Origin of the sequence: Acinetobacter sp. WCHAc060033, assembly GCF_004209125.1 — a bacterium.
Lineage (GTDB): Bacteria > Pseudomonadota > Gammaproteobacteria > Pseudomonadales > Moraxellaceae > Acinetobacter > Acinetobacter wuhouensis.
Genome location: NZ_SGSW01000042.1, coordinates 1 through 24,084, shown reverse-complemented (window position 1 = coordinate 24,084; position 24,084 = coordinate 1). Strand labels below are relative to the sequence as shown.

At 37.0% G+C, this 24,084-nt stretch carries 26 protein-coding genes and 1 pseudogene; 15 read left to right on the top strand and 12 right to left on the bottom strand.

Features of this window, described 5'->3' with window-relative positions; genetic code table 11:
* Nucleotides 1–76: 76 nt before the first annotated feature.
* Both EXE10_RS16225 and EXE10_RS16220 read right to left on the bottom strand, forming a co-directional pair.
* Nucleotides 77–631 (bottom strand): GNAT family N-acetyltransferase, encoded by a 555-nt coding sequence (locus EXE10_RS16225; protein ID WP_130114087.1) that lies wholly within the window; start codon nt 629–631, stop codon nt 77–79.
* Between the two features lie 29 nt (nt 632–660).
* Entirely contained in the window at nt 661–1,155 is a 495-nt protein-coding gene (locus EXE10_RS16220; RefSeq protein WP_130114086.1) for an Lrp/AsnC family transcriptional regulator, read from the bottom strand.
* A 115-nt stretch (nt 1,156–1,270) separates the two neighbouring features.
* Between EXE10_RS16220 and EXE10_RS16215 the strand changes: the two genes are divergently transcribed.
* The 11 genes from EXE10_RS16215 to EXE10_RS16165 all read left to right on the top strand — a co-directional run bounded on the left by EXE10_RS16215 (nt 1,271) and on the right by EXE10_RS16165 (nt 13,047).
* Nucleotides 1,271–1,876 (top strand): LysE family translocator, encoded by a 606-nt coding sequence (locus EXE10_RS16215; protein WP_130114085.1) that lies wholly within the window; start codon nt 1,271–1,273, stop codon nt 1,874–1,876.
* Nucleotides 1,877–2,346: 470 nt separating this feature from the next.
* Nucleotides 2,347–3,099 carry an electron transfer flavoprotein subunit beta/FixA family protein gene (locus EXE10_RS16210; RefSeq protein ID WP_068973543.1) on the top strand — a complete coding sequence of 251 codons (753 nt, stop codon included), beginning with the start codon at nt 2,347–2,349 and terminating at the stop codon, nt 3,097–3,099.
* A gap of 18 nt (nt 3,100–3,117) precedes the next feature.
* Entirely contained in the window at nt 3,118–4,050 is a 933-nt protein-coding gene (locus EXE10_RS16205) for an FAD-binding protein (RefSeq protein WP_068973544.1), read from the top strand.
* Between the two features lie 503 nt (nt 4,051–4,553).
* Nucleotides 4,554–4,766, top strand: a complete 213-nt coding sequence (locus tag EXE10_RS16200) for a hypothetical protein (protein WP_130114084.1) — start codon at nt 4,554–4,556, stop codon at nt 4,764–4,766.
* Entirely contained in the window at nt 4,763–4,897 is a 135-nt protein-coding gene (locus tag EXE10_RS22065; protein WP_265937142.1) for a hypothetical protein, read from the top strand. Before EXE10_RS16200 ends, EXE10_RS22065 begins: the two co-directional genes overlap by 4 nt.
* A gap of 161 nt (nt 4,898–5,058) precedes the next feature.
* Nucleotides 5,059–5,949 carry a zinc ribbon domain-containing protein gene (locus EXE10_RS16195; protein ID WP_130114083.1) on the top strand — a complete coding sequence of 297 codons (891 nt, stop codon included), beginning with the start codon at nt 5,059–5,061 and terminating at the stop codon, nt 5,947–5,949.
* 527 nt (nt 5,950–6,476) lie between these two features.
* On the top strand, nt 6,477–7,145 hold the full coding sequence (locus EXE10_RS16185) for a hypothetical protein (RefSeq protein WP_130114081.1): 669 nt from the start codon (nt 6,477–6,479) through the stop codon (nt 7,143–7,145).
* A 258-nt stretch (nt 7,146–7,403) separates the two neighbouring features.
* The gene (gyrA, locus tag EXE10_RS16180; RefSeq protein WP_130114080.1) at nt 7,404–10,400 is read left to right on the top strand and encodes a DNA gyrase subunit A; all 2,997 of its coding nucleotides are present in this window, start codon (nt 7,404–7,406) and stop codon (nt 10,398–10,400) included.
* Nucleotides 10,401–10,466: 66 nt separating this feature from the next.
* Nucleotides 10,467–11,780: a hypothetical protein gene (locus tag EXE10_RS16175; RefSeq protein ID WP_228256850.1), complete on the top strand. Its 1,314-nt coding sequence runs from the start codon at nt 10,467–10,469 to the stop codon at nt 11,778–11,780.
* A 24-nt stretch (nt 11,781–11,804) separates the two neighbouring features.
* The gene (locus EXE10_RS16170) at nt 11,805–12,119 is read left to right on the top strand and encodes an NGG1p interacting factor NIF3 (protein ID WP_130114079.1); all 315 of its coding nucleotides are present in this window, start codon (nt 11,805–11,807) and stop codon (nt 12,117–12,119) included.
* 82 nt (nt 12,120–12,201) lie between these two features.
* Complete coding sequence (locus EXE10_RS16165) at nt 12,202–13,047, top strand: FkbM family methyltransferase (protein WP_130114078.1); 846 nt, start codon at nt 12,202–12,204, stop codon at nt 13,045–13,047.
* A 123-nt stretch (nt 13,048–13,170) separates the two neighbouring features.
* Here the strand turns inward: EXE10_RS16165 and EXE10_RS16160 are convergent, their stop codons facing one another.
* Together EXE10_RS16160 and EXE10_RS16155 are read right to left on the bottom strand one after the other, a co-directional pair.
* Nucleotides 13,171–13,929, bottom strand: coding sequence for a nitroreductase family protein (locus tag EXE10_RS16160; RefSeq protein WP_130114077.1), 759 nt, complete (start codon nt 13,927–13,929; stop codon nt 13,171–13,173).
* A gap of 300 nt (nt 13,930–14,229) precedes the next feature.
* Nucleotides 14,230–15,030 carry an enoyl-CoA hydratase gene (locus EXE10_RS16155; RefSeq protein WP_130114076.1) on the bottom strand — a complete coding sequence of 267 codons (801 nt, stop codon included), beginning with the start codon at nt 15,028–15,030 and terminating at the stop codon, nt 14,230–14,232.
* Between the two features lie 101 nt (nt 15,031–15,131).
* Here EXE10_RS16155 and EXE10_RS16150 point away from each other — a divergent pair, with 101 nt between their 5' ends.
* The gene (locus EXE10_RS16150) at nt 15,132–15,698 is read left to right on the top strand and encodes a nicotinate-nicotinamide nucleotide adenylyltransferase (RefSeq protein WP_087552509.1); all 567 of its coding nucleotides are present in this window, start codon (nt 15,132–15,134) and stop codon (nt 15,696–15,698) included.
* A gap of 84 nt (nt 15,699–15,782) precedes the next feature.
* Nucleotides 15,783–16,361, top strand: a complete 579-nt coding sequence (locus EXE10_RS16145; protein ID WP_130114075.1) for a YceI family protein — start codon at nt 15,783–15,785, stop codon at nt 16,359–16,361.
* 70 nt (nt 16,362–16,431) lie between these two features.
* Here EXE10_RS16145 and EXE10_RS16140 read toward each other — a convergent pair whose 3' ends face one another.
* Entirely contained in the window at nt 16,432–17,319 is an 888-nt protein-coding gene (locus EXE10_RS16140) for a LysR family transcriptional regulator ArgP (RefSeq protein ID WP_130114074.1), read from the bottom strand.
* A 209-nt stretch (nt 17,320–17,528) separates the two neighbouring features.
* On the opposite strand from EXE10_RS16140, the gene EXE10_RS16135 reads away from it, so the two are divergent.
* Complete coding sequence (locus EXE10_RS16135; RefSeq protein ID WP_130114073.1) at nt 17,529–18,128, top strand: LysE/ArgO family amino acid transporter; 600 nt, start codon at nt 17,529–17,531, stop codon at nt 18,126–18,128.
* Nucleotides 18,129–18,211: 83 nt separating this feature from the next.
* On the opposite strand, the gene EXE10_RS16130 is transcribed toward EXE10_RS16135, so the two are convergent.
* The 6 genes from EXE10_RS16130 to dapD form a co-directional block, all read right to left on the bottom strand.
* Nucleotides 18,212–18,673, bottom strand: coding sequence for a peroxiredoxin (locus EXE10_RS16130; protein ID WP_130114072.1), 462 nt, complete (start codon nt 18,671–18,673; stop codon nt 18,212–18,214).
* Between the two features lie 15 nt (nt 18,674–18,688).
* Nucleotides 18,689–19,375, bottom strand: a complete 687-nt coding sequence (locus EXE10_RS16125) for a diphthine--ammonia ligase (RefSeq protein ID WP_130114071.1) — start codon at nt 19,373–19,375, stop codon at nt 18,689–18,691.
* An 88-nt stretch (nt 19,376–19,463) separates the two neighbouring features.
* Complete coding sequence (locus EXE10_RS16120; protein ID WP_068974758.1) at nt 19,464–19,874, bottom strand: hypothetical protein; 411 nt, start codon at nt 19,872–19,874, stop codon at nt 19,464–19,466.
* A gap of 13 nt (nt 19,875–19,887) precedes the next feature.
* Complete coding sequence (gene queC / locus EXE10_RS16115; protein WP_068974757.1) at nt 19,888–20,559, bottom strand: 7-cyano-7-deazaguanine synthase QueC; 672 nt, start codon at nt 20,557–20,559, stop codon at nt 19,888–19,890.
* Between the two features lie 62 nt (nt 20,560–20,621).
* Nucleotides 20,622–21,332, bottom strand: a complete 711-nt coding sequence (gene queE, locus EXE10_RS16110) for a 7-carboxy-7-deazaguanine synthase QueE (RefSeq protein ID WP_068974756.1) — start codon at nt 21,330–21,332, stop codon at nt 20,622–20,624.
* A 125-nt stretch (nt 21,333–21,457) separates the two neighbouring features.
* Nucleotides 21,458–22,279, bottom strand: a complete 822-nt coding sequence (dapD, locus tag EXE10_RS16105) for a 2,3,4,5-tetrahydropyridine-2,6-dicarboxylate N-succinyltransferase (RefSeq protein ID WP_130114070.1) — start codon at nt 22,277–22,279, stop codon at nt 21,458–21,460.
* Nucleotides 22,280–22,586: 307 nt separating this feature from the next.
* Here dapD and carO point away from each other — a divergent pair, with 307 nt between their 5' ends.
* Nucleotides 22,587–23,330, top strand: a complete 744-nt coding sequence (gene carO, locus EXE10_RS16100; protein WP_130114069.1) for an ornithine uptake porin CarO — start codon at nt 22,587–22,589, stop codon at nt 23,328–23,330.
* A 90-nt stretch (nt 23,331–23,420) separates the two neighbouring features.
* Here the strand turns inward: carO and EXE10_RS21535 are convergent.
* Nucleotides 23,421–24,084: pseudogene (locus EXE10_RS21535) on the bottom strand (transport of long-chain fatty acid); the annotation flags it as partial.

Genomic DNA, 24,084 nt, shown 5'->3' with positions numbered 1-24,084 from the left:
TCAATCCCTTTAATGCACATTCAACTTGGGAAATGCTGTTTGAATGTGTAGCTCAATGATGTCAAAAGATCAAATTTTATTCAGTTGGACGTTCGATACTATAAAGTAAGTGTTCTGCCAAAGGGTGTTCAGAATCAACTTTTGGATGAATAAAATTTTTCACATAATGCATCCCGATGCGTTGCATGACTTTTTCAGAAGGGGTATTTGTCGTTGCTGTAAAAGCGACAACCTCATTTAAATCCAATTGCTGAAAAGCAAAATCTAAGCAAGCTTGCGCAGCTTCTGTTGCATAACCTTGATGCCAATGCTGTTTTGCATATCGCCAACCGATTTCGGTACAGGGTGAAAAATCAAATTGTTCAGGCTGATGATGTAACCCTGTAAAACCAATAAATTGCTGATTTTGTTTTAATTCAACCGCCCAAAATCCCCAGCCATCTTTAGAAATAAACGATTGAATACGTTCAGCTAAAGTATCACTTTCAATTTTTGATAATGGTGCAGGGAAGTGGCGCATCACATCTGGATCAGCATTGAGCTGTGCAAAAGGCTCCCAATCAGATGCTTTCCATGGTCTGAGAATTAACCGAGCCGTTTCTAATTGAATGGGTGGGTGGAATTGCTTCATCATTTAACTCCAAATATGCGCATTACACGTTATAAATCTTCAAGAGGAAGCTGAAAACTTTGTTTAATGATCTGACTTGGTACATCAGTTTTTACACTGGTGATGCCATTTTTCTTTGTAAGATGAGTCGACTGAAATTTACGGTAACTTTCTAAGTCTGGTACGACGACTTTTAACATTGCATCACATTCACCCAAAATAATATAGCACTCCATCACTTGAGGAAGTTCTTTCATTGCTTCAATAAATAGATCAATGGTTTCAGCATCTTGTCCTAACAGCCAAATCCGTGAAAATAAAATCAGTTGGAAGCCAATTTTCTGAGGATCAACCACGGTGGTGTAGTTTTGAATCACGCCAGCTTCTTCTAAAAGTCGAACACGTCTTAAACAAGAAGACGGTGATAATCCAATTTCACGCGCCAGATCATTGTTTTGAATACGCCCATTTTTCTGTAGAGCACGAATGATATTTTTATCAATGCGATCTAACTTTATTAGAATAGTCTTTGATGAAATTTTCATAAATTAGAATTTAATTCGAAAAATAATCATTATTATAGAATATTTGCAATCCTATTTTAAACATTTTCACAGATACTATTTTCACTCTCTAAACATACAGAAAAAAGGAAAGATGATGTCTGTATTCGTTGTTTTTGCCTTAACGGTATTGCCGTTAATTTTCACACCAGGACCAGATATGTTATTTATCCTGTCACAAGTGATGGGTAAAGATGCGAAATCAGGCATGATGGCTACGCTTGGCGTATGTTCTGGTTATTTAGTGCATTCTATTCTTGTGGCACTTGGAATTGCCGCGATTATTGTTTCATTTCCTGTTCTATTTGAAACGATTCGCTATCTAGGTATCGCTTATTTGTTGTATTTGGCATTTCATTTGTTGAAATCCGTGCTAAGTACTAAAAATTTACATATTGAGAAAAATGCTGAGGCACATCCAATCCGTAAAGGGTTTTTTACAGCTTTATTGAATCCAAAAGGCATGTTGATTTATTTTGCAATTTTGCCGCAGTTTATTGATAAAACTGGGAATACGATTGCTCAAGGATTTGCTTTGTCATTTATTTTTATCGGTTTAATTTTTATTGTTTACTGTGCTTTAAGCTTAGTTGTGGCAAAACTTTCACAGAAGAAACAAATTGATGAACGTAAACAAAAGTGGATTGATGGCGGTTCTGGTGCATTATTAGCACTTGCAGCCGCGTGGCTTATGGCTAACTAAATAAAAGAAACAGAGATAAAGGAACTTGAAATGAGTTCCTTTTTTATTTTGTTACAAGTTTGATCTGCATTATTCACAAAAATTATCAATAAACATACTCAGTAAAATTGCTTATTCTGTCTAAACTGACAAACTCTACAAGCATCGTTTTATGGATAGTATAATTGTTTTGATTGATTCAAAATATTTTTAAAAGCGATTGAAAAAATATCTAAGCGCTATGTAAATAATGTTATTTATCAATATTTAGATATTGTTTAAATAGTAAACTTATAGCATTGGATAGAAATATTTAGAAAAAATGTGAACTGTCCGTTCAAGCTTTTTTAGAACTTTTATTGCTGTTTTGTGAATTGTGACTTGACCGAAATGCCAAACACATTGCAAGATAGGACACCTAAATAATTTTAAATGAAGCGTTATTATAACTCTTCTTAACATTTACTTTTGCTAAAACAGCCGAGGATTACATGAAGGCTCTTGTTGCTGTAAAACGTGTGGTTGATGCCAACGTTAAAGTTCGCGTTAAACCGGACAATAGTGGGGTAGACCTTACTAACGTTAAAATGTCAATTAACCCATTCGATGAAATCGCAGTGGAAGAAGCGGTTCGCTTAAAAGAAAAAGGAACTGTTTCAGAAATCGTTGTTGTTTCTATTGGTCCTAAAGAAGCCCAAGAACAAATTCGTTCTGCTATGGCGCTTGGTGCAGATCGCGGTATCTTAGTTGAAGCTGATGACAGCCAACTGGGTGCTTTAGAAGTTGCTAAAATCCTGAAAGGTGTTGTTGAACAAGAACAACCACAACTTGTACTTTTAGGTAAACAAGCGATCGATGACGACTCTAACCAAGTGGGTCAGATGCTTGGTGCTTTGCTTGGCGCAGGTCAAGGTACATTTGCTTCAGTTGTGACTGTAAATGGCGACAAAGTACAAGTAACTCGTGAAGTTGATGGTGGTTTACAAACTGTTGAGTTGAACACGCCAGCGATCATCACAACTGACTTACGTTTGAATGAACCACGTTATGCTGCATTGCCTAACATCATGAAAGCACGTAAGAAACCGCTTGATACTAAATCTCCTGTGGACTACGGTGTGACTGCAACTTCTAAACTTAAAACAGTGAAAGTTGAGCCACCTGCTGAACGTAAAGCGGGCGTACAAGTGAAGTCTGTAGACGAGCTTGTTGAAAAACTTAAAAATGAAGCGAAAGTGATCTAATACAGAAGGATAAAAATCATGAGTATTTTAGTTATCGCTGAGCACGACAATAAAGCACTTAACGGTGCAACATTAAACGTTGTTGCTGCGGCTCAAAAAATCGGTGGTGATATCACTGTATTGGTTGCAGGTTCTGGTGCACAGGCTGTTGCTGACCAAGCTGCTAAAGTTGCTGGTGTAAGCAAAGTATTACTTGCTGATGATGCTGCTTATGCAAATCAATTGGCTGAAAACGTTGCAAAATTAGTTGCTTCAATCGGTGCGGGTTATTCTCACATCCTTGCTGCTTCTACAACAACAGGTAAAAACATTTTACCTCGCGCTGCTGCACTTTTAGATGTAAGCATGATCACTGACATCATTGCTGTTGAAGGCCCTAAAACTTTCAAACGTCCAATCTATGCAGGTAATGCGATTGCAACTGTAGAATCTGGCGAATCAGTTGTTGTTGCAACTGTTCGTGGTACTGCATTTGATGCGGTTGCTGCTGAAGGTGGTTCTGCTGCTGTTGAAGCTGCGACTTCTACAGGTGATGCTGGTATTTCTAAGTTCATTTCTGAAGAAATTGTGAAATCTGAACGTCCAGAATTAACTGCTGCGCGTATTGTTGTTTCAGGTGGTCGTGGTGTAGGTTCTGGTGAGAACTACCATAAAGTACTTGATCCACTTGCTGACAAGCTTGGTGCTGCTCAAGGTGCTTCACGTGCTGCGGTAGATGCTGGCTTCGTTCCAAACGATATGCAAGTTGGTCAAACTGGTAAAATCGTTGCACCTGACCTATACATCGCTGTAGGTATCTCTGGTGCGATTCAGCACTTGGCGGGTATGAAAGATTCTAAAGTGATCGTTGCGATCAACAAAGATGAAGAAGCACCAATCAATGCTGTTGCTGACTACTGGTTAGTTGGTGATTTGAATACTGTTGTTCCAGAATTGGTTTCTAAAATCTAATTTTGTAATTTCAGTTTAAAAAACGCTCCTTTTTAGGGGCGTTTTTTAATGAATGATCTAAGATATAGATATGATAGGAATTATGTTACTGAGTTTGTTCGAATTTTAGCTTTTTGTAGAGTTTTAAATTTTACTAAAAACACTTGTTATAATAATGAGTGATAAATAATAATGAACGATTAAAAAAATGATTTGTCAAAAATGTCATACACCAAATATTGAGGAGGCAATTCGCTGTGCGAGTTGTGGTATCGCCCTAAAAATCATAACAGTGCGTTCTGTTAAGCCTGAACCTAGTTTTTTTATTCGATGGTTGAAAGCTTTTATTGGAAATATTCTCCGACCAAAAGGATTAAAGTTATGGGTCATCATCGGTTGTACTTTAATCTTTCTCGTTCCTGCATTGATCGGCACTTTTTTTTGCTTTTATTGCAAAACCCTTTTTACTTGAACAACATACAGCTTCGAGTTCATCTAAAAATACGGCTTCAGTACCACACAATTTGAATTTGATTGAACAATCCCGCCATGACTTAACTGCTATCAAGAGTGAGATCGCAGGTTATTACGCTATACATCATCGTTACCCACGTAGCCTAAGTGAACTAAAAAATAAGCCTTGGCAAAATGATCAAATTTCAATGGATGGCAAAGGTTATTTGATTGCCGATATACAAGGTTCTCAACCCATGACGATGGTTTTTGTCCCTTTTTGAATCAGCATAAACAATTGGTGTGGGATTGCTATCTTTCTGGGTTTGACTCAAGTCTAGCGGATACAGCTTGTGTTGAAATTAGTCAGATTCAAGATATTCCGATTAAAGGTGGTTCTATTTATACAAATTAAGATTTAAGCCATTGATTAAAAATGTGTTATATATTTAATGCCCAAATTGTCATGACGTCATTATCGAGGAATAAGTAAGCCTTAGAATGAGTTGTAAATTCGCCTGATCATTTAATTTATGTTATAGATAAGATATAACGATAAAGAATAGTTGAAGAATAATGAAATGCCAAAAGTGTCATGCTGAAAATATTAGTGAAGCCGTTAAATGTGGAATATGTGGTACGCGTTTAAAGCATCCGAAGAGTTCTGATGACTTTACGGGCAGTCAACATGTTCAGTCATCAATTCGCCGTGAAAATAACAAACAGGATATTTTTAATCCAGATCCTAGTATTAAGCCAAATACCAAGCCAAGCCAGAATCGCCATTCAAGTCAAAATCAATCAATTACGGATACAATTTTAGATAAAAATACCAAGATTGAAGATAAGGCGAGAATCCTACTTGATTCGTGGCAAGACAAAGCAAAAGATGCTTGGGAAAATGCTCAAAATCAACCCAAGAAAAAGCCGAAATATAACAAATGGTTTTTTATCATTATTGCGGTATTCATTTTTGCATCACCTGTAATTACGCTGATTACAAGTGTGATTATTCCTGAAATTCAATATCAAATTCGTGAGCATCTACGCATTCAACGTGAAAATGATGAGGCTGCTGTTGAAGATGTGATTATGGAAGATATAGTGACAACTGATGCTGTAGTTGATGCAAACGAGTATGAGCAACGTTATGCCGAGATGCGATCCTATCAGCAAAATATAGAAAGGATGTTCGGTGCAACCCGTGCTCTACCAGAGAATTTACAAGAGATTGAAAAATTTGATCAAGTAGAATTTGATCAATCCATTCATGATGTAATTGAAATACGGAATGGTATGATTATTGGTTCATTCGCAGAGTTTCCGAACGAACATATTTATTTAAAACCTGAAATAAAAAATAAGAAAATCATAGGATGGTCTTGCTATAAAGTTGGCATTTCTGAGGGGGAAATGTCTGAATGCGAGCCAGAGTCGAGTGAGCCTACAGCACCAATTGTCAGGTAGTTTTATTGGCATGAACACTTCTCAGCATCCATTGTTTGGGCGAATCTATTTGTTTGTCATGTGTATCGCAATATCACTTATTGGAATTCCAATATTTATGAGCTTACAAAATTCAGCATGGTCAAAGGGTTTTGTGGCTTATCTGTACCTCATCGTGCTTATAGGGTTGATTTTATATTATTTGGCAATGTTAATTTTTGCAGAAGATATTGATATACAGATGTGGATGGATGAACATGTTTTTCATGAACCTGTTTATTTACACAATCTTATTTTTCATTTTATTTTTTTTGTTGCTTTATTGTTCGTCACACATCTTATTTTTATGTTTTTTAGATTGTTTTTGGATAAAAATCACTCATAATCGAGTATGTGTTATCTCGTAAGTATAAATTAAATATAGTAAAAAAATAAATTCTTTAAAGGTGTAGTTATTTTCCTTTAATTTTTTTAAAGAGAAAAGTATTTTAATATTATGTAAATATTAATGTGTATGACCTAAATCATTTTGGTCGGAGTCTTCCAGCATGTTAATTTCCAAAAAGCTGACAAGCCCTACAATAGGGCTTGTGGTTCTGTGTTTTTTTATTCCTTTTCTTGCAAACTCTCACGTACCATTGATGGATGGCTTCGTTGTATTGTCGATCGAGAATATTCAAGCTTTAATGTTATTGAGCTTTGCAGTTTATAGTTATTACTATATGCGACCGCTTGATTGTCCAGAAGGTAAGAAACAGTTTTGGTTGTGGGCGGTGTTTTGGTGGATTTTATTGTTTGGACGCAGTATTAGTTGGGGGCGTGATTTTTTCCCTGATGTTCCGCACATTTACTTCCGTATATTGTCTATTTTCTTTATTGCACCTGTTGTATTGATGCTATTTTCTAAAAAACTGCGTGAAGAAATTACACATAAGTTTAAAACAATAAGCTTTCCTATTTTTAGCTTTTTATTGGCAGTGATTGGACTGATCATTTCAGATGCGGTTGAACATAGTCGGATGATTGCGCCACTTTTCTTACATGATCTTGCCTATAAAGATTTGATTGAAGAAATGTATGAATTCCCTGTGATTTGGGGGTTATTCGAAGTCACTTATTTACTAATGAAACAAGATAAAAAAATTGTAAAACAGGCGATTCTCGTACCGCAAGAAGCAGAATCAGATGAGCTTTCTGACTATAAAAATGCCCATTAATTTTCTAATATTTTATAAAAAATTTAACCTCCATTGTTGGAGGTTTTTTATTGGAAATAAATCGTTAAATTTGTTCAAAATAAAGACAAAAAATCCTCATTTTCAAGCATGCTGTTTGGCACAAAATCGAATGGATTTGTGCTATACTGTGCGACTGAATTTTAGATTTTGGCTCAACTTTTTTTGAGCTAAATTTTGATTAGCTTGATCATATAAATCAGCAGTTGCAGTCTGCGCTGTTTGAAATAAGGAGTATGCATGAGCGTATCGGAAACTAGACCGATTGCCATTGAGGATGAACTCAAGAACTCATATCTTGATTATGCCATGAGTGTGATTGTATCTCGTGCATTACCAGACGTGAGAGATGGTCTAAAACCTGTTCATCGTCGTGTGCTTTTCGCTATGCACGAGTTGGGCAACGACTATAACAAAGCTTATAAAAAATCTGCCCGTGTCGTCGGGGATGTGATCGGTAAATATCACCCACATGGTGATTTAGCTGTATACGAAACGATTGTTCGTATGGCACAAGATTTCAGCCTACGTTATCAATTGGTTGATGGTCAAGGTAACTTCGGTTCTGTCGATGGTGATAGTGCGGCGGCAATGCGTTATACCGAAGTCCGTATGCGTAAGTTAACCCATGAAATGTTGGCTGATTTAGAAAAAGATACAGTCGAATGGGAAGATAACTACGACGGTTCTGAACGCATTCCTCAAGTGATGCCGACCCGTATTCCAAACTTATTGATCAACGGTGTAACGGGTATTGCGGTTGGTATGGCGACCAATATGGCGCCACACAACATGACTGAAGTGATCAATGCATGTTTGGCTTATGCTGAAAATCCACAAATTTCAATTGAAGGGTTGATGGAACACGTATCTGGTCCAGATTTCCCTACAGGCGGTATTATTTATGGTAAATCAGGAATTGTAGATGCTTACCGTACAGGTAAAGGTCGTTTGCATATTCGTGGTAAATACCATATCGAAGAAGATCAAAAAACAGGTCGTAATACGATTGTATTCACTGAAATTCCTTATCAAGTCAACAAAGCGAAGACCATTGAACGTATCGCTGAATTGGTGAAAGAGAAAAAACTCGAAGGTATTTCAGAATTACGTGATGAGTCTGATAAAGAAGGGATGCGTATTGCAATTGACTTGAAGCGTGGTGAAAACGCTGAAGTGATTGTGAATAATCTATTCCTCAATACTCAATTAGAAAACTCGTTCAGCATTAACATGGTTTGCCTAGACAATGGTCAGCCGAAGTTAATGAATTTGAAAGATATTGTTGCTGCGTTTATTCGTCATCGTCAAGAAGTGGTCACACGTCGTACGATGTTTGAATTGCGTAAAGCACGTGAGCGTGGTCATATCTTAGAAGGTTTAACCGTTGCTTTAGCGAATATTGATGAAATTATTGAAACCATCAAAACTTCTGCAAATCCACAAGAAGCGCGTGAGCGTTTACAAGCGGGTGAGTGGGCTGGCGGTGGTGTTGTTGCATTGCTTGAAAAAGCAGGTGCAATTTCAGTTCGTCCAGATGAAATTGAAGGCGAAGATCCTAATCGTCCATTTGGTTTAGATGGCAATATTTATCGTTTATCACCTGCGCAAGTCGGTGCGATTTTAGAATTACGTCTACACCGTTTGACAGGTCTTGAACAAGATAAGTTACAAGCGGAATACTCTGAAATTTTAGGTCAAATTGCTGAACTTACAGCGATTTTAAATGACTTTAATTTATTGATGGGTGTCATTAAAGAAGAACTGGCATTGATTCTTCAACAATATGGCGATGCGCGTAAAACAGAAATTGTAGAATCGCGTATCGACTTTTCTCGTGAAGATTTAATTCCAGAAGAGCAAGTTGTATTGACTGTTTCTAAAACAGGTTATGCAAAAACTCAACCATTGTCTGACTATGCCGCACAACGCCGTGGTGGACGTGGTAAATCTGCAACGTCGATGAAAGAAGATGACTATATTCAACATCTCATCGTGACTTCGAACCATGCAACCGTACTTTGCTTCACCAATGTCGGTAAAGTTTATCGCTTGAAAGTGTTTGAAGTACCACAAGCATCGCGTGGTGCGAAAGGTCGTCCGATGGTGAACTTGTTGCCATTGGATGCAACTGAAACAATTACAGCGATTCTTCCTGTGATTGATGCACCGAAGAAATTTACAGAACGTTTAACTGAGTTTAGAACTTTTGTGCGCTCGAATGTGGCCAAACTTCGTGAAAATGAAATCATTGATGGTCATTACGAAGCACTGAAATCTGCATTTGCAGAATTGGGTGAAAATCCAGATGATTTATCACCTGCATTACGTGTTCAGTTAAAAGAGCTCAGTTCAGAATTAACAGCGTCTGATTGTGATGATGAGTTGGTTGCTGAGTTTGCTGAACGTGCTGAAAATGTTCGCAAAAACTTCTATGTCTTCATGGCAACAGCATCAGGTACAGTTAAACGTGTTGAATTAGAACAATTTAGTAATGTTCGTTCAAATGGTTTACGTGCAATTGAGTTGAAAGAAGAAGACACCTTGATTGGTGTTGCAATTACCGATGGCGAGCAGCAAATCATGTTGTTCTCGAATGAAGGTAAAGCAATTCGCTTCTCTGAAACAGATGCGCGTGTAATGGGTCGTACTGCGAAAGGTGTTCGTGGTATGCGTGTAACACTTGCTGCGGCTCAAGCGGATGAAGAAACTGAAACTGATGTAGATTCGGATGATGAGGATTCTTCAGATTCGAACTTTATCAGTCGTATTGTTTCATTAGTAGTTGTTCCTGAAACTGGCGAAGTGTTGTGTGCTTCTGCAAATGGTTATGGTAAACGTACTCCTGTTGATGACTTCCCAACAAAGAAACGTGGTGGTAAAGGCATCATCGCCATAAAGACCTCTGAACGTAATGGTGAATTGGTTGGTGCAGTTGCGATCGATGTGACAAAAGAAGTGATGTTGATTTCTGATGGTGGTACTTTAGTCCGTACTCGTGCTTCTGAAATTGCACAAACAGGTCGTAATGCTCAAGGTGTTCGTTTGATCCGTTTGGGTAATGAAGAAATCTTAGTTGGTGTTGTGGCTGTAGATGCCGTTGAAGAAGATGAAGTTTTAGATGCACCTGAAGTGGTTGATGGTGCAGCTTTAGTGGATAATGAAACGCTCGTTGGTGATGAAACAATCATGGAAGAAGGTGACACTGATTCTATGGATAATGAGTCTGACGAGTAATTCTTAGAAATAAAAGAAGGGCGCTAAGGCGCTCTTTTTTATAAAAATACTATAAAAAGGTACAATATGTTCGTAGAATCAGACCTTCGAATGATAGAAGGAAAAATAGAAAAAATCATCCTAAATGAAAGATCTTATAAAATTACGATTATTGTCAATCAAACTAATTATACATTATATTTGAAAAATAACGTTTATTTTAAATTCGGTGATAGAGTTGAAATTATATTTCATGGAAAGCATGATCAAATTGATGCTGTACTGAATTTAGAAAATGGCTATTTGTATTTAGATCCATTGATTTATGAAGTGAATCCGAATTCTTTAAAAGAAAAATTGCGTAAAATTGTATATTGTACGACAGCATTAATCGTGATTCTGATTGCAGAATTAGCACTTTATCAATTGGTTATGGATGGAACGATCTATTATTTTGATATTGCTAAATATGCTTTATTTATCATGATTTTTTCAATGCTTCTCGCATTCTATATTAGTTTTAAAAATCTAAGTAAAACTGAGCATAGATTTTCAAAAAAAGTATTCGAACTGCTTAATCTTCCGAATATGGAACAAGAACAATTAAAATATCTAAGAATGACAAACTCTTATTTTGAGGTTATTCCAAATTTATATTTTATGGAGCATGTGATTAATATTGCTAAGAAACATAGTTCAAATCAAACAAAAGAAATTGTTGACCGAATGTGTAGCAATAGAAATGCTGAAAGCTTAACCGAGTTTCAAGAGCTTAAATTTAAGTTGCAACTTCAAAAGGGTATGATCCAAGAGATTAAAAAAATACAAATACCCAAAGATGATATTCATACAGATCCATTTACAGAGGTCACTGCAACACTGAATGGGCTCTCAATTTATGGTTATTTTGATGAATTTCATTTAAAAAATAAGCAAGAAGTTAATGTTATATTGACACAATTTCCAGATGATAAAGGCTATTACATTTGGTATATGTACGATGGTGAAAAATATTTGTACTTAGATGAAGATCAGCCCACGACGATCAGTGAAAAATTTGGGTGGACTGAAGCTATTATTACAACGATTTTTATTGGTGTATTTATACTTTTATTTTGGTTTGTATTTGCTTTATTTGATGACTTTATATTTTTTACATATGTAGCTATAGCATTGATGCAAATTACTGTTTTTTATCAGGTTGCTAAAGTTTATTTTACTCGAAAATTCGATCATGAATCTAGAACTAAAATATATGTATTTCAACAAATTAAAGCATTAGTATCATTGCCTAAACATGTTTATTGGCATGATCTTGGTTTATATGGATTATACCGCGAAAACCAAGTTGAACCCTCAAAAAGCAGAACAGGTTATGATCTAAGTAAGCCCTTAGAATAGTGTATTTGGGAGAAATATATAATCATGCTAAAACTCATCTACTACGTCCCTGAATCACATCTTGAATCAACTAAACTTGCAATTTTTGAAGCAGGTGCAGGCGGTATTGGGAATTATGAACACTGTGCTTGGCAAGTTTTGGGCACAGGGCAATTCAAGCCTGTCAAAGGTGCAAATCCATTTATTGGTGAATTGAATACTTTGGAACAAATATCTGAATGGCGTGTGGAAACCATTGTCACAGAAGATAAAGCAAAATCAGTGGCACAGGCTTTAAAGGCAAGTCATCCCTATGAAGAACCCGCCTTTGAGTTTATTCAGATGATTGAAATCGAGTAAGCTAAAATATTGAGAAAAAACCATTGTTTTATGCGTTTAAAAATGAGAATTTAACAAAATATATTTTATAAAAATGAATGCAATGGATTTTTTTTATCAGCTTTTAAAACCTAAAAATAGAACTAAAGTTGTTGATATTGGTGCAAATCCAATTGATGGAGAGCCACCGTATAAAATGATGCTTGATCTGAAAATTTGTGAAGTGGTGGGTTTTGAACCACAAACACATGCTTTAGCAATATTAAATCAACAAAAAAGCGAACTGGAAAATTATTTGCCTTATGTGGTGGGGGATGGGGCAGAGCATCAGCTACGTATTTGTCGCTCATCGGGGATGACCAGTTTATTTGAACCTAACCAAGAGGTACTCCAAGTATTTGATTTCTATTTACCTCTTGGTGAGGTATTAGAACGAGTGAATGTCCCAACCATTCGATTTGATGATATTCATGAAATACAGCACGTGGATTATTTAAAAATTGATATACAAGGCGGTGAACTCAATGTTTTTAAGCATGGATATCAACAATTAAAAACAGCAGTCGCGATTCAAACTGAAGTGTCTTTTATGACGTTGTATCAAAACCAAGCAGGCTTTGGGGAAATTGATATTGAGTTGAGATCACAAGGTTTTGTGCCACATTGTTTTGCTGCAGTAAAACATTGGCCTATATCTCCGATGGTATTGAATCAGAATCCAGCACAGCCACTAAATCAGCTTTTGGAAGCAGATTTAGTTTATGTACGTGACTTCTCAAAACCTGAATTAATGAATGATGAACAACTTAAGCAATTGGCTGTGATTGCTCATTATGCCTATCGTTCTTATGATTTGGCTTTGCGTTGTGTGATCTTACTTGAGGAACGGCAGGTTTTATCCGAATCTGCCAAGCATGAATATGTTGAGTATTTACAAACAATTTTTTAATGATTAAATCCAAAAAAATTCATAAATAAACATACCAAAACCACAGCTTAAATTAGCTAATCGCATAGACAAGTTGAAACTTATCACTTGTCTATGATGATCAATTTAAATATTCACAATGACTTAAACTTTCTGGATAAACAAATCACGATCAAAGCGATATTGTGGAAAGAACACACCATCTTCAGCACGTTCACCCGCACCAATCACCATTACAGGATATTCAAGATCACCAAGATTGAGAATTTTACGTACCAAAGGCTCGTCAAAACCTTCCATCATACAGCTATCAAAACCATAAGCTCGTAAAGCCAAGACTAAATTTTCACATGCAAGCGCAGTGGTTTTAGTTGCCCATAATACCGCATCAGCTTGACTAAAAGCAGTCACAGGCATTTGTTTATCGAAAGTACGCGCTATTTTAAATGCAACTTTTTTAAAATTACCCAATGCATTGAAATAGCCAGTTTTATAATTATATGGAATAAATTTATAGTATTTTTTGACCAAAGGTGGAATTTCTGGAAAAGGGAATTCAGAAATATTCTTTTTCGCCATCTCATCAACACGGTCAGTACGTGCAACACAGACAATTAACTCAGCAGCGGTACGTGCAGACCATTGACTCATACACGCTTTGACCAATTGTTTTTTCTTGGCAGGATTTTGAACCACATAAAACGTCCAAGGTTGTAAGTTTGAAGAGTTTGGTGCAAGTAATGCCAGATCTAAACATGCATCTAAAATTTCAGTCGGGATCGCTTTATCAGTAAATTTACGTACAGAACGACGACTTTCTACAACCTTACGGAAATTATTGACATCAATATCTTGTGGTGCAGGTTCGTAATAACGCTTCTTTTCAGTAGAGTCTTGTGGCATTGGTTTAACCTTATTGAAATTTTTTATGAAGATTTAAAATGATTTTGTAGTTTTTGACGGAGTCTTACATCAAAAGTTTTAATTTAGGGATTAGCCTTCGGCTCGACCTCCTTTTCTTTCGGGAAAAGGAGGCAAAACCATTGTCATCCGCAAAACTCGTCCACTTCCGTCAAACTATTGAATACATCGCAGAAACATATCTGATTAAAAGTAGTCCTGCCTCAAACACGTTGCGGATGACGTTATCGCGTATCCAGATTGATCGAGAAGCAAAAACTGCTTTTATGTTACTGTGTAACGTTAGTTAAATTGAGCAAAATCAGGTTTACGCTTTTGCATAAATGCTGCAACAGCTTCAGCCATTTCAGGTGATTTTACACGTTGCATAAAGACCACGGCTTCATCATCTACACATTGAATAATTTCTTCAAGATTGTGTTTCATCAAGGCTTTAGTCTGTTTAATTGAAGCCAAAGGCAATGCCGCAAGTGTTTGAGCTTGGTGCAAAGCATGACCATAGACATCATCTTCAATACTATTGATTAAACCAGCACTTAATGCTTTTTCACTGTTAAATTTCTGCGCAGTTAAAAGCAATTCAGCCGCTTTATGATAGCCCGCTTGTTGAATAAGCAGTTTGCTCGAAGCACCTTCAGGAGAAAGTCCTAAGCTGACAAATGGAATTTGGAAGAGGGCTGTATTGTCTGCATAGACGAGATCTGCATGCAGAAGAATCGTTACACCAATCCCAATTGCAACACCGCGCACTGCACAAATCAAAGGCTTAGAAAAACGTGCTGCTGCTTTTAATAACACAAAAGGAGGTCCATCACCTTCTTTACCTTCTTGTTTATTCTGTAAAGACTGTAGAAAGTCTTTCATGTCATTGCCAGCACTAAAGTCAGCATCTGCACCACGCAAAATCACAACACGGACACTGTTATCTTGATCTGCTTCATCTAAAGCTGACGCAATCCAAAGATACAATTCACCGTACAAGGCATTTTTTGCTTCTGGTCGGTTAATTGATAAAGTCAGTACACCATTTTCTAAATTTGCGTTTAAATGTTGATGCGGTTGTTGAATACAACGAAGTGTCATCGTACTATCCTTGCTTTAAAATTTAATTGGATTTTATGCCCTCATTATGTCGCATATTTGAAAATATGTTGCAACTGGTGAGTTCATAAAAAATGATTTTTATGACTTATAAATTTGATGATCTTGTCTATATTGGACGTTTTCAGCCTTTTCATTTGGCACATATGCAAACCGTGAGTATTGCATTACAACAAAGCCAATACGTGATTTTGGCACTCGGTTCAGCACAGAATGAGCGCAATACCAAAAATCCTTTTCTTGCCCAAGAACGGGAACAGATGATTTTATCGAATTTTTCTGAAGCCGATCAAAAACGTATTAAATTCGTGCATGTGATTGATGTTTATAATGATGTGAAATGGGTTAAATTAGTAAAATCATTGGTCAATGAAGTCGTCAAACCTCAAGATAAAGTCGGTTTAATCGGTCATTTCAAAGATGATTCATCTTATTATTTAAAATTATTTCCTGAATGGGAAATGGTTGAATTAGACAGCTTAGTTGGTTCAATTTCTGCTACACCATTACGAGAAGCATACTATCGAGGTGAAATTAAACACACTGAATTTCCACAAGGAACGATAGAATTTTTACAAAACTTTAAAAAAAGTGATATGTATCAACAATTGCAACACAAATTCGACACTCAGGACAAATCGAATCTCTAACTTTATTGCATAGAATGGATCCTTGTAGAGCGTAAAGACAGCCATTCAACTGTTTATAAGCTAAAACAAAGTTAAGGATATATCATGCAATTGAATCAAAAACGATTGAATCAAAAAATTGCCAAAGCTGTTATTTTTTCAACTGCTGTATTGAGTACAAGCGCATTTGCCACAAACTGGACTTTAACGCCGTCGAGTCGGGTTGGGTTCAATATAGATTCAATGGGAATAAGCATTGTCAAAGGGCAGTTTAAGCGTGTGCAATCTTCACTTAACTTTGATGTAAAAGCACCACAAAAAGCATCGACTGAATTTGTAATGGATGTAAATAGCCTAAGCATCAATAAATCTTCCTTGAAGAATATGATCTTTGGTGAGGATTTATTTTATGCGGCTAAATATCCTTCAGTATCTTTTAAAAGTACAAGTTTTAAAGCACTTTCAAACAATAAGTATCAAATTCTTGGCAATTTAACGCTACGTAATGTGACTAAATCAATCGTATTTGATGCGACGATTAAACCGAATACGAGTAATCCGAAACTTTTGGATTTTAATTCATCTACGACGATTAACCGTAGTGATTTTGGGATGAAAAAAGCTGTGGGTGGTGTCGGAGAAAAAGTGAATATTCAAGTGAATGGACAATGGAAAACACAATAGAGCATCGTGTTGCATGTGATTTATAAATCTAAATGATGTTATCTTAATGCATTATTGTCCCTATACATCCTTATTGCAAAATACTTTGTGCCGTTGTTTTTAGCACTTGGGTAATTTGATCAAGCTGTTTGGATTGTTGTTTCCAATGATGCCAATAGAGTGGCAAATCAATTTGAAGTGCTGGAGAAACTTCGATCAAAGTACCATTAGTAAAAAAATCTTTGGCTTGATAATAAGGTAACCAGCCATAACCTAAGCCCATAGCAATCGCATCGACAAAACCATGTGATGAGGGAATAAAGTGATGTGGATATTGTGCGATATTTAAACCAAAATTCTTTTGTATATAATCAGTATGCATACCATCTTTGGGATTGAAAATAAGGGCAGGTGCGAGCCGAATTGATTCACGATTGACACCATTTTTAAACCATTGCTGACAAAACGCAGGGGTCGCGACAAAATGATAATGCATAGTGCCAATATACGCTGCACTGCAACCTTTCATGGCTTGGGCTTCTGTGGTCACACACGCATTGACTAATCCGGCTTCAAGTAAATGATGCGTCTGTGACTGATCATCGACCTGAAAATGCACCACAATTTGATTTTCAACTAGACACGATTTTAAAACAGGCAATAGCCATGTTGCTAAAGAATCCGCATTGGTTGCGATATTGACCTGATAAAAAGAAGAAGCTGTTTGCCCTGTCAAATTTTGCAAAAAGTTCTGCTCAAGCAATTTGCTGTGTTGTAAATAATGCAACAGTGATTGTCCAACCTGTGTTGGTTTGCAGGGGCGTTCTCTAACAATAAGCAGATGCCCTAGACTTTTTTCCAAGCTCTGTAAGCGTAATGTCACTGCAGACGCTGTGATGTTTAGACGCTGTGCAGCCTGTTCAAAACTTCCTGTTTCTGCGACAGCTAAGAATGCTTCACTATGTTTACTTTGTAACATCTTCCAATCGACTCTATTGCAAAGGTGGATATATTAATTGCTAAAGATCATTAATTTATCGAAGAATTAAAGATCTCTGACTAAAAATAACATAGTTATTAAAGCTAAGAAAAACTCAGTAATGATTATATTTATTTAGAAATACTCACTTTATAGCATAAGTGAAGATAATAGCGTGATTGATCGAAATGTTAAAAGTGTAGTGTTAAATGTTGCAGAGTTATATACAGGGGATGGCTGTAGGATTCAGTCTGATTATTGCGATTGGGGCGCAAAATGCATTTATCCTCAAGCAAGGCTTAAAAAAGCAATATGTTTTTTGGCTGTGTGCGATTTGTGCAGCTTCAGATTCGATTTTGATCTTATTGGGCGTACTGGGTTTTTCACATGTAGTACAAAGTCATCCTGAAATTATAAATTGGGCGAAGTATTTTGGTGCGACGTTTCTATTTTTTTACGGCGCGCAACATTTTATTCAAACCTTTAAAACCTCAAGCAGTTTATTACCGAGTGAAAATAGTGAATCAAATTTATTCAAAATGATTCTGATTTGTTTGGCATTAACTTGGCTGAATCCACATGTGTATCTGGATACCGTGGTGTTGATTGGTTCAATTTCGACAAAGTTCGAGAAGACAGCAATGTATTTTGCAATGGGTGCAATCACAGCATCTTGGTTATTCTTTTTTACGCTGGGTTATGGTGCGAGATTATTATTGCCTATTTTTCAAAATCCTAAAGCATGGAAAATATTAGATTTTATCATTGGAGTGGTGATGTGGGGAATTGCGATTTCATTGGTTATTTAAAATTTCCCTCATCCTCTTGCGAAGCAAGCGCCTCATCCCTGAGCCATATATGGCGCAAGGGAAGGGGCTTTCCATTAATAATATTAATCCGCTTGTAATGCTTTTAAGTCTTCTAAAACTTGTTCAGCATGCCCTGCAGCTTTAACTTTACGATATTCTTTAACCAATTGACCTTTATGGAAAATAAAGGTTGAGCGTTCAATCCCCATCACTTTTTTACCATACATATTTTTTTCTTGAATTACGTCAAAATGTTTGCAGAGTTCTTCTTCTTTATCACTAATCAAATTAATGGTTAAAGCTTGCTTTTCCGTAAAGTTTTGATGTGCTTTGACTGAGTCACGAGATACCCCGATGATGGTGGTATTCAATGCATCGAATTGATCTTTAATACATGAGAAACCAACAGCTTGTGTGGTACAACCAGGCGTATTATCTTTTGGATAAAAATATAAAACCAGCCATTCTGTACTCAGTTCAGTTAGATTGATTTCACCTGTAGTGGTCGGAAAACTTTGATTCGGCAGTTGGATTTGTTCAGTCATTGTCATTCCTTAAATTTACGAAGCTTCTAATTCAAGCGTTAAAAAGGCATAATTTTGATGATAAAGAATAGCACCTTTATGCACTGAAAGCGGATTTTTAAATATCGGTGCATCAATTACGGTGGTATGAAACTCACCAGATTCTCCACAAGGATCTATACCACGTGCAACTAATTCATTGACATAGTCATGATCAATCACACGACCTAAATCTTCCGTGGTCATTCCAAGGTCTAGATTGACTGTCACGACAATACAAATAAATTTCAGCTGAATCAGTTCATTGACCACTTGATGACGTGGCTTTTGCCACAAAGGCATCCACAGTTCAAGTTGTTGTTGTGCAGAAACTGATTGATTCCACTCCGCATGACCGATTAAGTCTATATCACCTGTAACTAAAACTTCAGCACCATAGTCTTTGGCTTCTGCCAAGACGTTGAGAAACTGTGATTCATAGCTTTCCCACGTGGTTGTGGTTTTGAGAATAGGCAGTCCCAATGCTGCTGCTTGTGCATCAATAATATCAAGTGGCATCGCATGTGAACGCGAGCGAATACCATGTTCATCTAAGGTAACGATTAAGGCAACGGCTTGACCTTGCTGCATTGCATAGTACAAGGCAAGGCTACTGTCTTTGCCACCGCTATAAGATGCGACGAATTTACGTGGTTGAATGGAAGAGTGAGTTGAATTTTGCATGGGCAGGCTTGTAATGCTTTTTTTAAAGCTGGTGTATAAATCAAATGCGAAAAAAAGCCTGCATTACGCAGGCTTCCTTTATTCGGTATTATTTTTTCGCTTGAGCAGCTTTGATCGCAGCTTCAGTTAAAGTTTCTAACTTGCTGGTTAACTGAGGACCGAAACATGCTTTAAGTTCTTTATTTTGTTGCTGTACAAAAGCTAAACTTGATGGGTTTTTCTTTTGGTTTACAGCGCTTTGGATTTCCCATTTTTGAGCTTCAGTCACTTTACCTTGAGCATCAATTTGGCAACCACAGAATTTGCTGACTTCAGCAGAAGTCAGTTTTCCACCTTTCGCTGTTTCAGTTTTACATACATTCACAAGCGCTGATTTTACATTGGTGCTTTTATAAGCTTGTTGAAGCGGATTTGCTTCAGCAGCAAAAGCAGCTGTTCCCATTAAAGCCGAAGCTGAAAATAAAGTTGAAAGAATAAGACCTGATTTTAAGTTTTTCATAAAATGTACCTTGTTATTGCGGTATATAGCGAGTTGGATCTGCAACACCTGCATCCATAAAACCTTGTTTACGAAGTCGGCAGCTATCGCATTTACCACAAGCGCGTCCTTGGTCATCTGCTTGGTAGCATGAAACCGTTTGACTATAGTCTACGCCATGTTCGATGCCTAAGCGTATTATATTCGCTTTGGATAAATGTAACAGAGGTGTTTCAAATTTAAGAGGTTTTCCTTCTACACCAACTTTGGTTGCCAAACGCGCCATATTGGCAAAGGCGTCAATAAATTCAGGTCGACAGTCAGGATATCCTGAATAATCAACAGCATTGATACCAATCACAATTGCTTGCGCATCAAAAACTTCTGCTGCTGCTAGTGCATAAGACAAGAAAATCGTGTTACGTGCTGGAACATAAGTTACAGGAATACCATCAGTTTCATGATCAGGGATATCAATGTTATGGTCTGTAAGTGCTGAACCACCTAAATTGCCTAAATCAATATTGATGACCCGATGTTCTACACCCGCGCGTTGTGCTAAAGCACGTGCTGCATCTAGTTCAGTGGTTGAACGCTGACCATACATAAAACTTAAAGCGATGCATTCATAATTGGCTTGAGCCCAAGCTAAGCAAGTTGTTGAGTCTAAACCACCAGATAGTAAGACTATGGCACGAGGGCGCATATCCAATTCTCCAAAATATTAATTAAAACAAATAACAAAAGGTAAATAAGTAAGACGAGGGATTAACGACCAGTTTCGTCATTCCAAAGCAATTTATGTAATTGCAATTGGAAACGAACAGGGAGATGGTCTTCTAAAATCCATTGAGCTAAATCACGTGCGAGTTGTGGTAAACGAACAGCACCTTTTTCAACAGCAAAAGCAGGAGAGAACCACACAGTGCTGACTTTTTCATTTAACAAAAACTGTTCAACTTGCTGCTTTGACCATTCATAATCTTCTCGATTACAGATCACAAATTTAATCTGATCATGCTGAGTAAGATGTTCTAGATTACTCATCAAATTTCGAGCAGCTTCACCTGAAGTAGGTGTTTTTAAATCTAAAACTTTTGAAACCCGTGGGTCAACTTTAGATACATCTAAGGCACCACTGGTTTCTAAAGATACTTCACAACCGAGATCTGCAAGACGTTGCATTAAAGGCAAAGCATTGGGTTGAGCAAGTGGCTCACCACCAGTGACACAGATATATGGTGTTTTAAAATCTAATGTGGTTTGAATAATTTGGTCAAGTGACTGACGTTCGCCACCTTCAAACGAATAGGTTGTATCACAATAGGTACAACGCAAAGGGCAACCAGTTAAACGAATAAAAACAGTCGGTAAACCCGCGGCATTGGCTTCACCTTGTAACGAATAAAAGATCTCCGTAATACGTAACCCCGCAGACGGATCAGAAACAGGAATAGTTGAAGAACGAAGAGCATTCATGAGATTTACCACAGCTTACAAAATGAAAAATCTCTACGATCAAATTTGACCGTAGAGATGAGGAGCGATTCAAACTCCGTGGAACATTAGGTTCCGCAAAACGATTGATATTTCGTGATTATCAATTAGTCTTCACGAAGTAATTCGTTCAGGCTTGTTTTAGCGCGTGTTTTAGCATCGACTTTTTTTACGATGATTGCAGCATAAAGGTTGCAAGTACCATCTTTAGATGGAAGGCTACCAGATACGACTACAGAACCCGCTGGTACGCGACCATAGTGGATTTCGCCAGTTTCACGGTCAAAAATCTTAGTCGATTGACCAATGAAAACACCCATTGAAATCACAGAACCTTCTTCAACGATTACACCTTCAACGATTTCAGAACGTGCACCGATGAAACAGTTATCTTCGATAATTGTAGGATTCGCTTGAAGTGGTTCAAGAACGCCACCAATACCTACACCACCTGATAGATGTACATTTTTACCGATTTGAGCACATGAACCTACAGTCGCCCAAGTATCCACCATTGTGCCTTCATCAACATAAGCACCGATATTGACATAAGAAGGCATCAACACCACATTTTTTGCTTGGAAAGAGCCTTTACGGGCAACAGCAGGCGGTACAACACGTACGCCAGCGGCTTTAAATTGTGCTTCAGTCCAACCTGTAAATTTAGTATCTACTTTGTCATAGAATTGAAGATCACATGATTCAATTGGTTTATTATCATTGAGTTTAAATGATAAAAGAACCGCTTTTTTCAACCATTGATGAACAACCCATTCACCATCAATTTTTTCAGCGACACGTAAACTACCGTTATCTAAGCCAGCAATCGCTTGTTCAACAGCTTGGCGTACTTCAGCAGGACAGTCTGCAGCAGTAAAGTTAGCACGATTTTCAAACGCTTCTTCAATGATCGTTGAAAGCTGAGTCATGTTCTTCTTTCCAAAAAAATTTTAAAGATTCTACACTAAATCGCACTGGGTTTAGATATAAAATCGGACTTCAATTTAAAAAACTCACGATGAAATTTAAAATTTGCTTAAAAAAGTTGTTTAGCTCAACTATTTCTTAAAAAAGAAAGTGTTTATAAACAAATATTAAAGTTAAATTGTATCAAAAGTTAACAAAAAGTAATCAATTTTCACCTTAATTACGTCAATCAAATCACATATTATGCGTTTGAGTCGAAACACATTAACGATTAAAGAACAAACTCATGTTTAATTTGAGGAGATAGAAATGAAAGTGTTAAAAGTACTAACAGTTGCAACTGCATTATTGGCATCAGGCGTTGCAATGGCTGATGAAGCTGTTGTAAACCAAGGTAATGTTTTTAATGCAAATCAATTACTTCCTACAGGTGCACGTTTAGAAGTGGGTACAACTGGTTATGGTGGTGCTTTACTTTGGACAGCAAATCCTTATGTAGGTTTGGCGCTTGGTTATAACGGCGGTGACATTTCTTGGTCAGATGACATTAAAGTTAATGGTTCTAAATATGACCTAGATATGGACAATAAACTTGCATATTTAAATGCAGAAATTCGTCCATGGGGTGCAAGCCAAAATGTATGGGCACAAGGTTTATATGTTGCTGCTGGTGTAGGCTATATTGATAACGAATATGGTTTAGAGCGTAAAGTAAGCCCAGGTCGTAATTTTACCGTAAACCATACAGACTTCCAAGCAGGTGCTGATGGTGTACACATCAAAGGTCAACAAAATTATGACAATGATTTTGCACCTTATGTAGGTTTTGGTTTCGCGCCTAAAATCACGAAGAACATTGGTGTATTTGGTGAGGTAGGTGCTTACTATACAGGTAACCCTAGTGTAAAACTTGAACGTGTGTCTGGTTCTGCAACTTCAAATATCGGTGGTAACTTAGATAACGAACTTGCTAAAGAGCAATACAAAATTGCGAATGATGACAAATACGAATGGATGCCTGTTGGTAAAGTAGGTATCAGCTATAACTGGTAATTGCTTCTAGATTCTTTTTAGAATCCAAAAACGAGCTTCGGCTCGTTTTTTTATGCGTAATGAATATTGATAATACCTTTAAAACATAAATCAAAAGTGATAACCAAACTTAATTCCATGCACAAAAGCGTAATTGTTATTAACCCCAGATAAAGTTGAATTTTGCGTGACTGAATTGAAGGGGTTCAGTGAGTCGAGATCAGCTTTATTGAAGTAAATATAATTGATCCCATAGGTGAAATAATAATTTTCATCTGGTTTATATACCGCTCCAACCCCTAAACCATAATATCCATTAGATGGATTAAGTGTTCCTGCGGGATTGTCCGTGCCCGAATCCCATAGCATTTCAGTTGCACCGATCCAGTGTTCGCTAAACTTATGTGCAAGTCCAAGCTTTGCTGACCATTGATCACTTTTATATTCAACTAAATTAAATGGTTTTGCTGTCGTAGGATAAAGTGAAACGTAATAGTCGATGACAGTACCAAATTGAGTGGGTTGGATTTTAAAATCTTTCCAATTGACCCATCGCAATGTGCTGTAGAGATAATTGTGTTGACTTAAGCCTGTTTGAAAATCTAAATTCACCGATTGTGGTGTATTGATTGTTGTTTTGGCAAAAGGAACAAATTCTAAATTTTGACCATAAAGGTCTTCTGTAATACTTGCCTTATGTTCGATTTTAGAACGATAGGTGAGCGCAGTTTTAAACGCATATTCAGGAATTTGATAACTGATTCCCGCAAGCCAA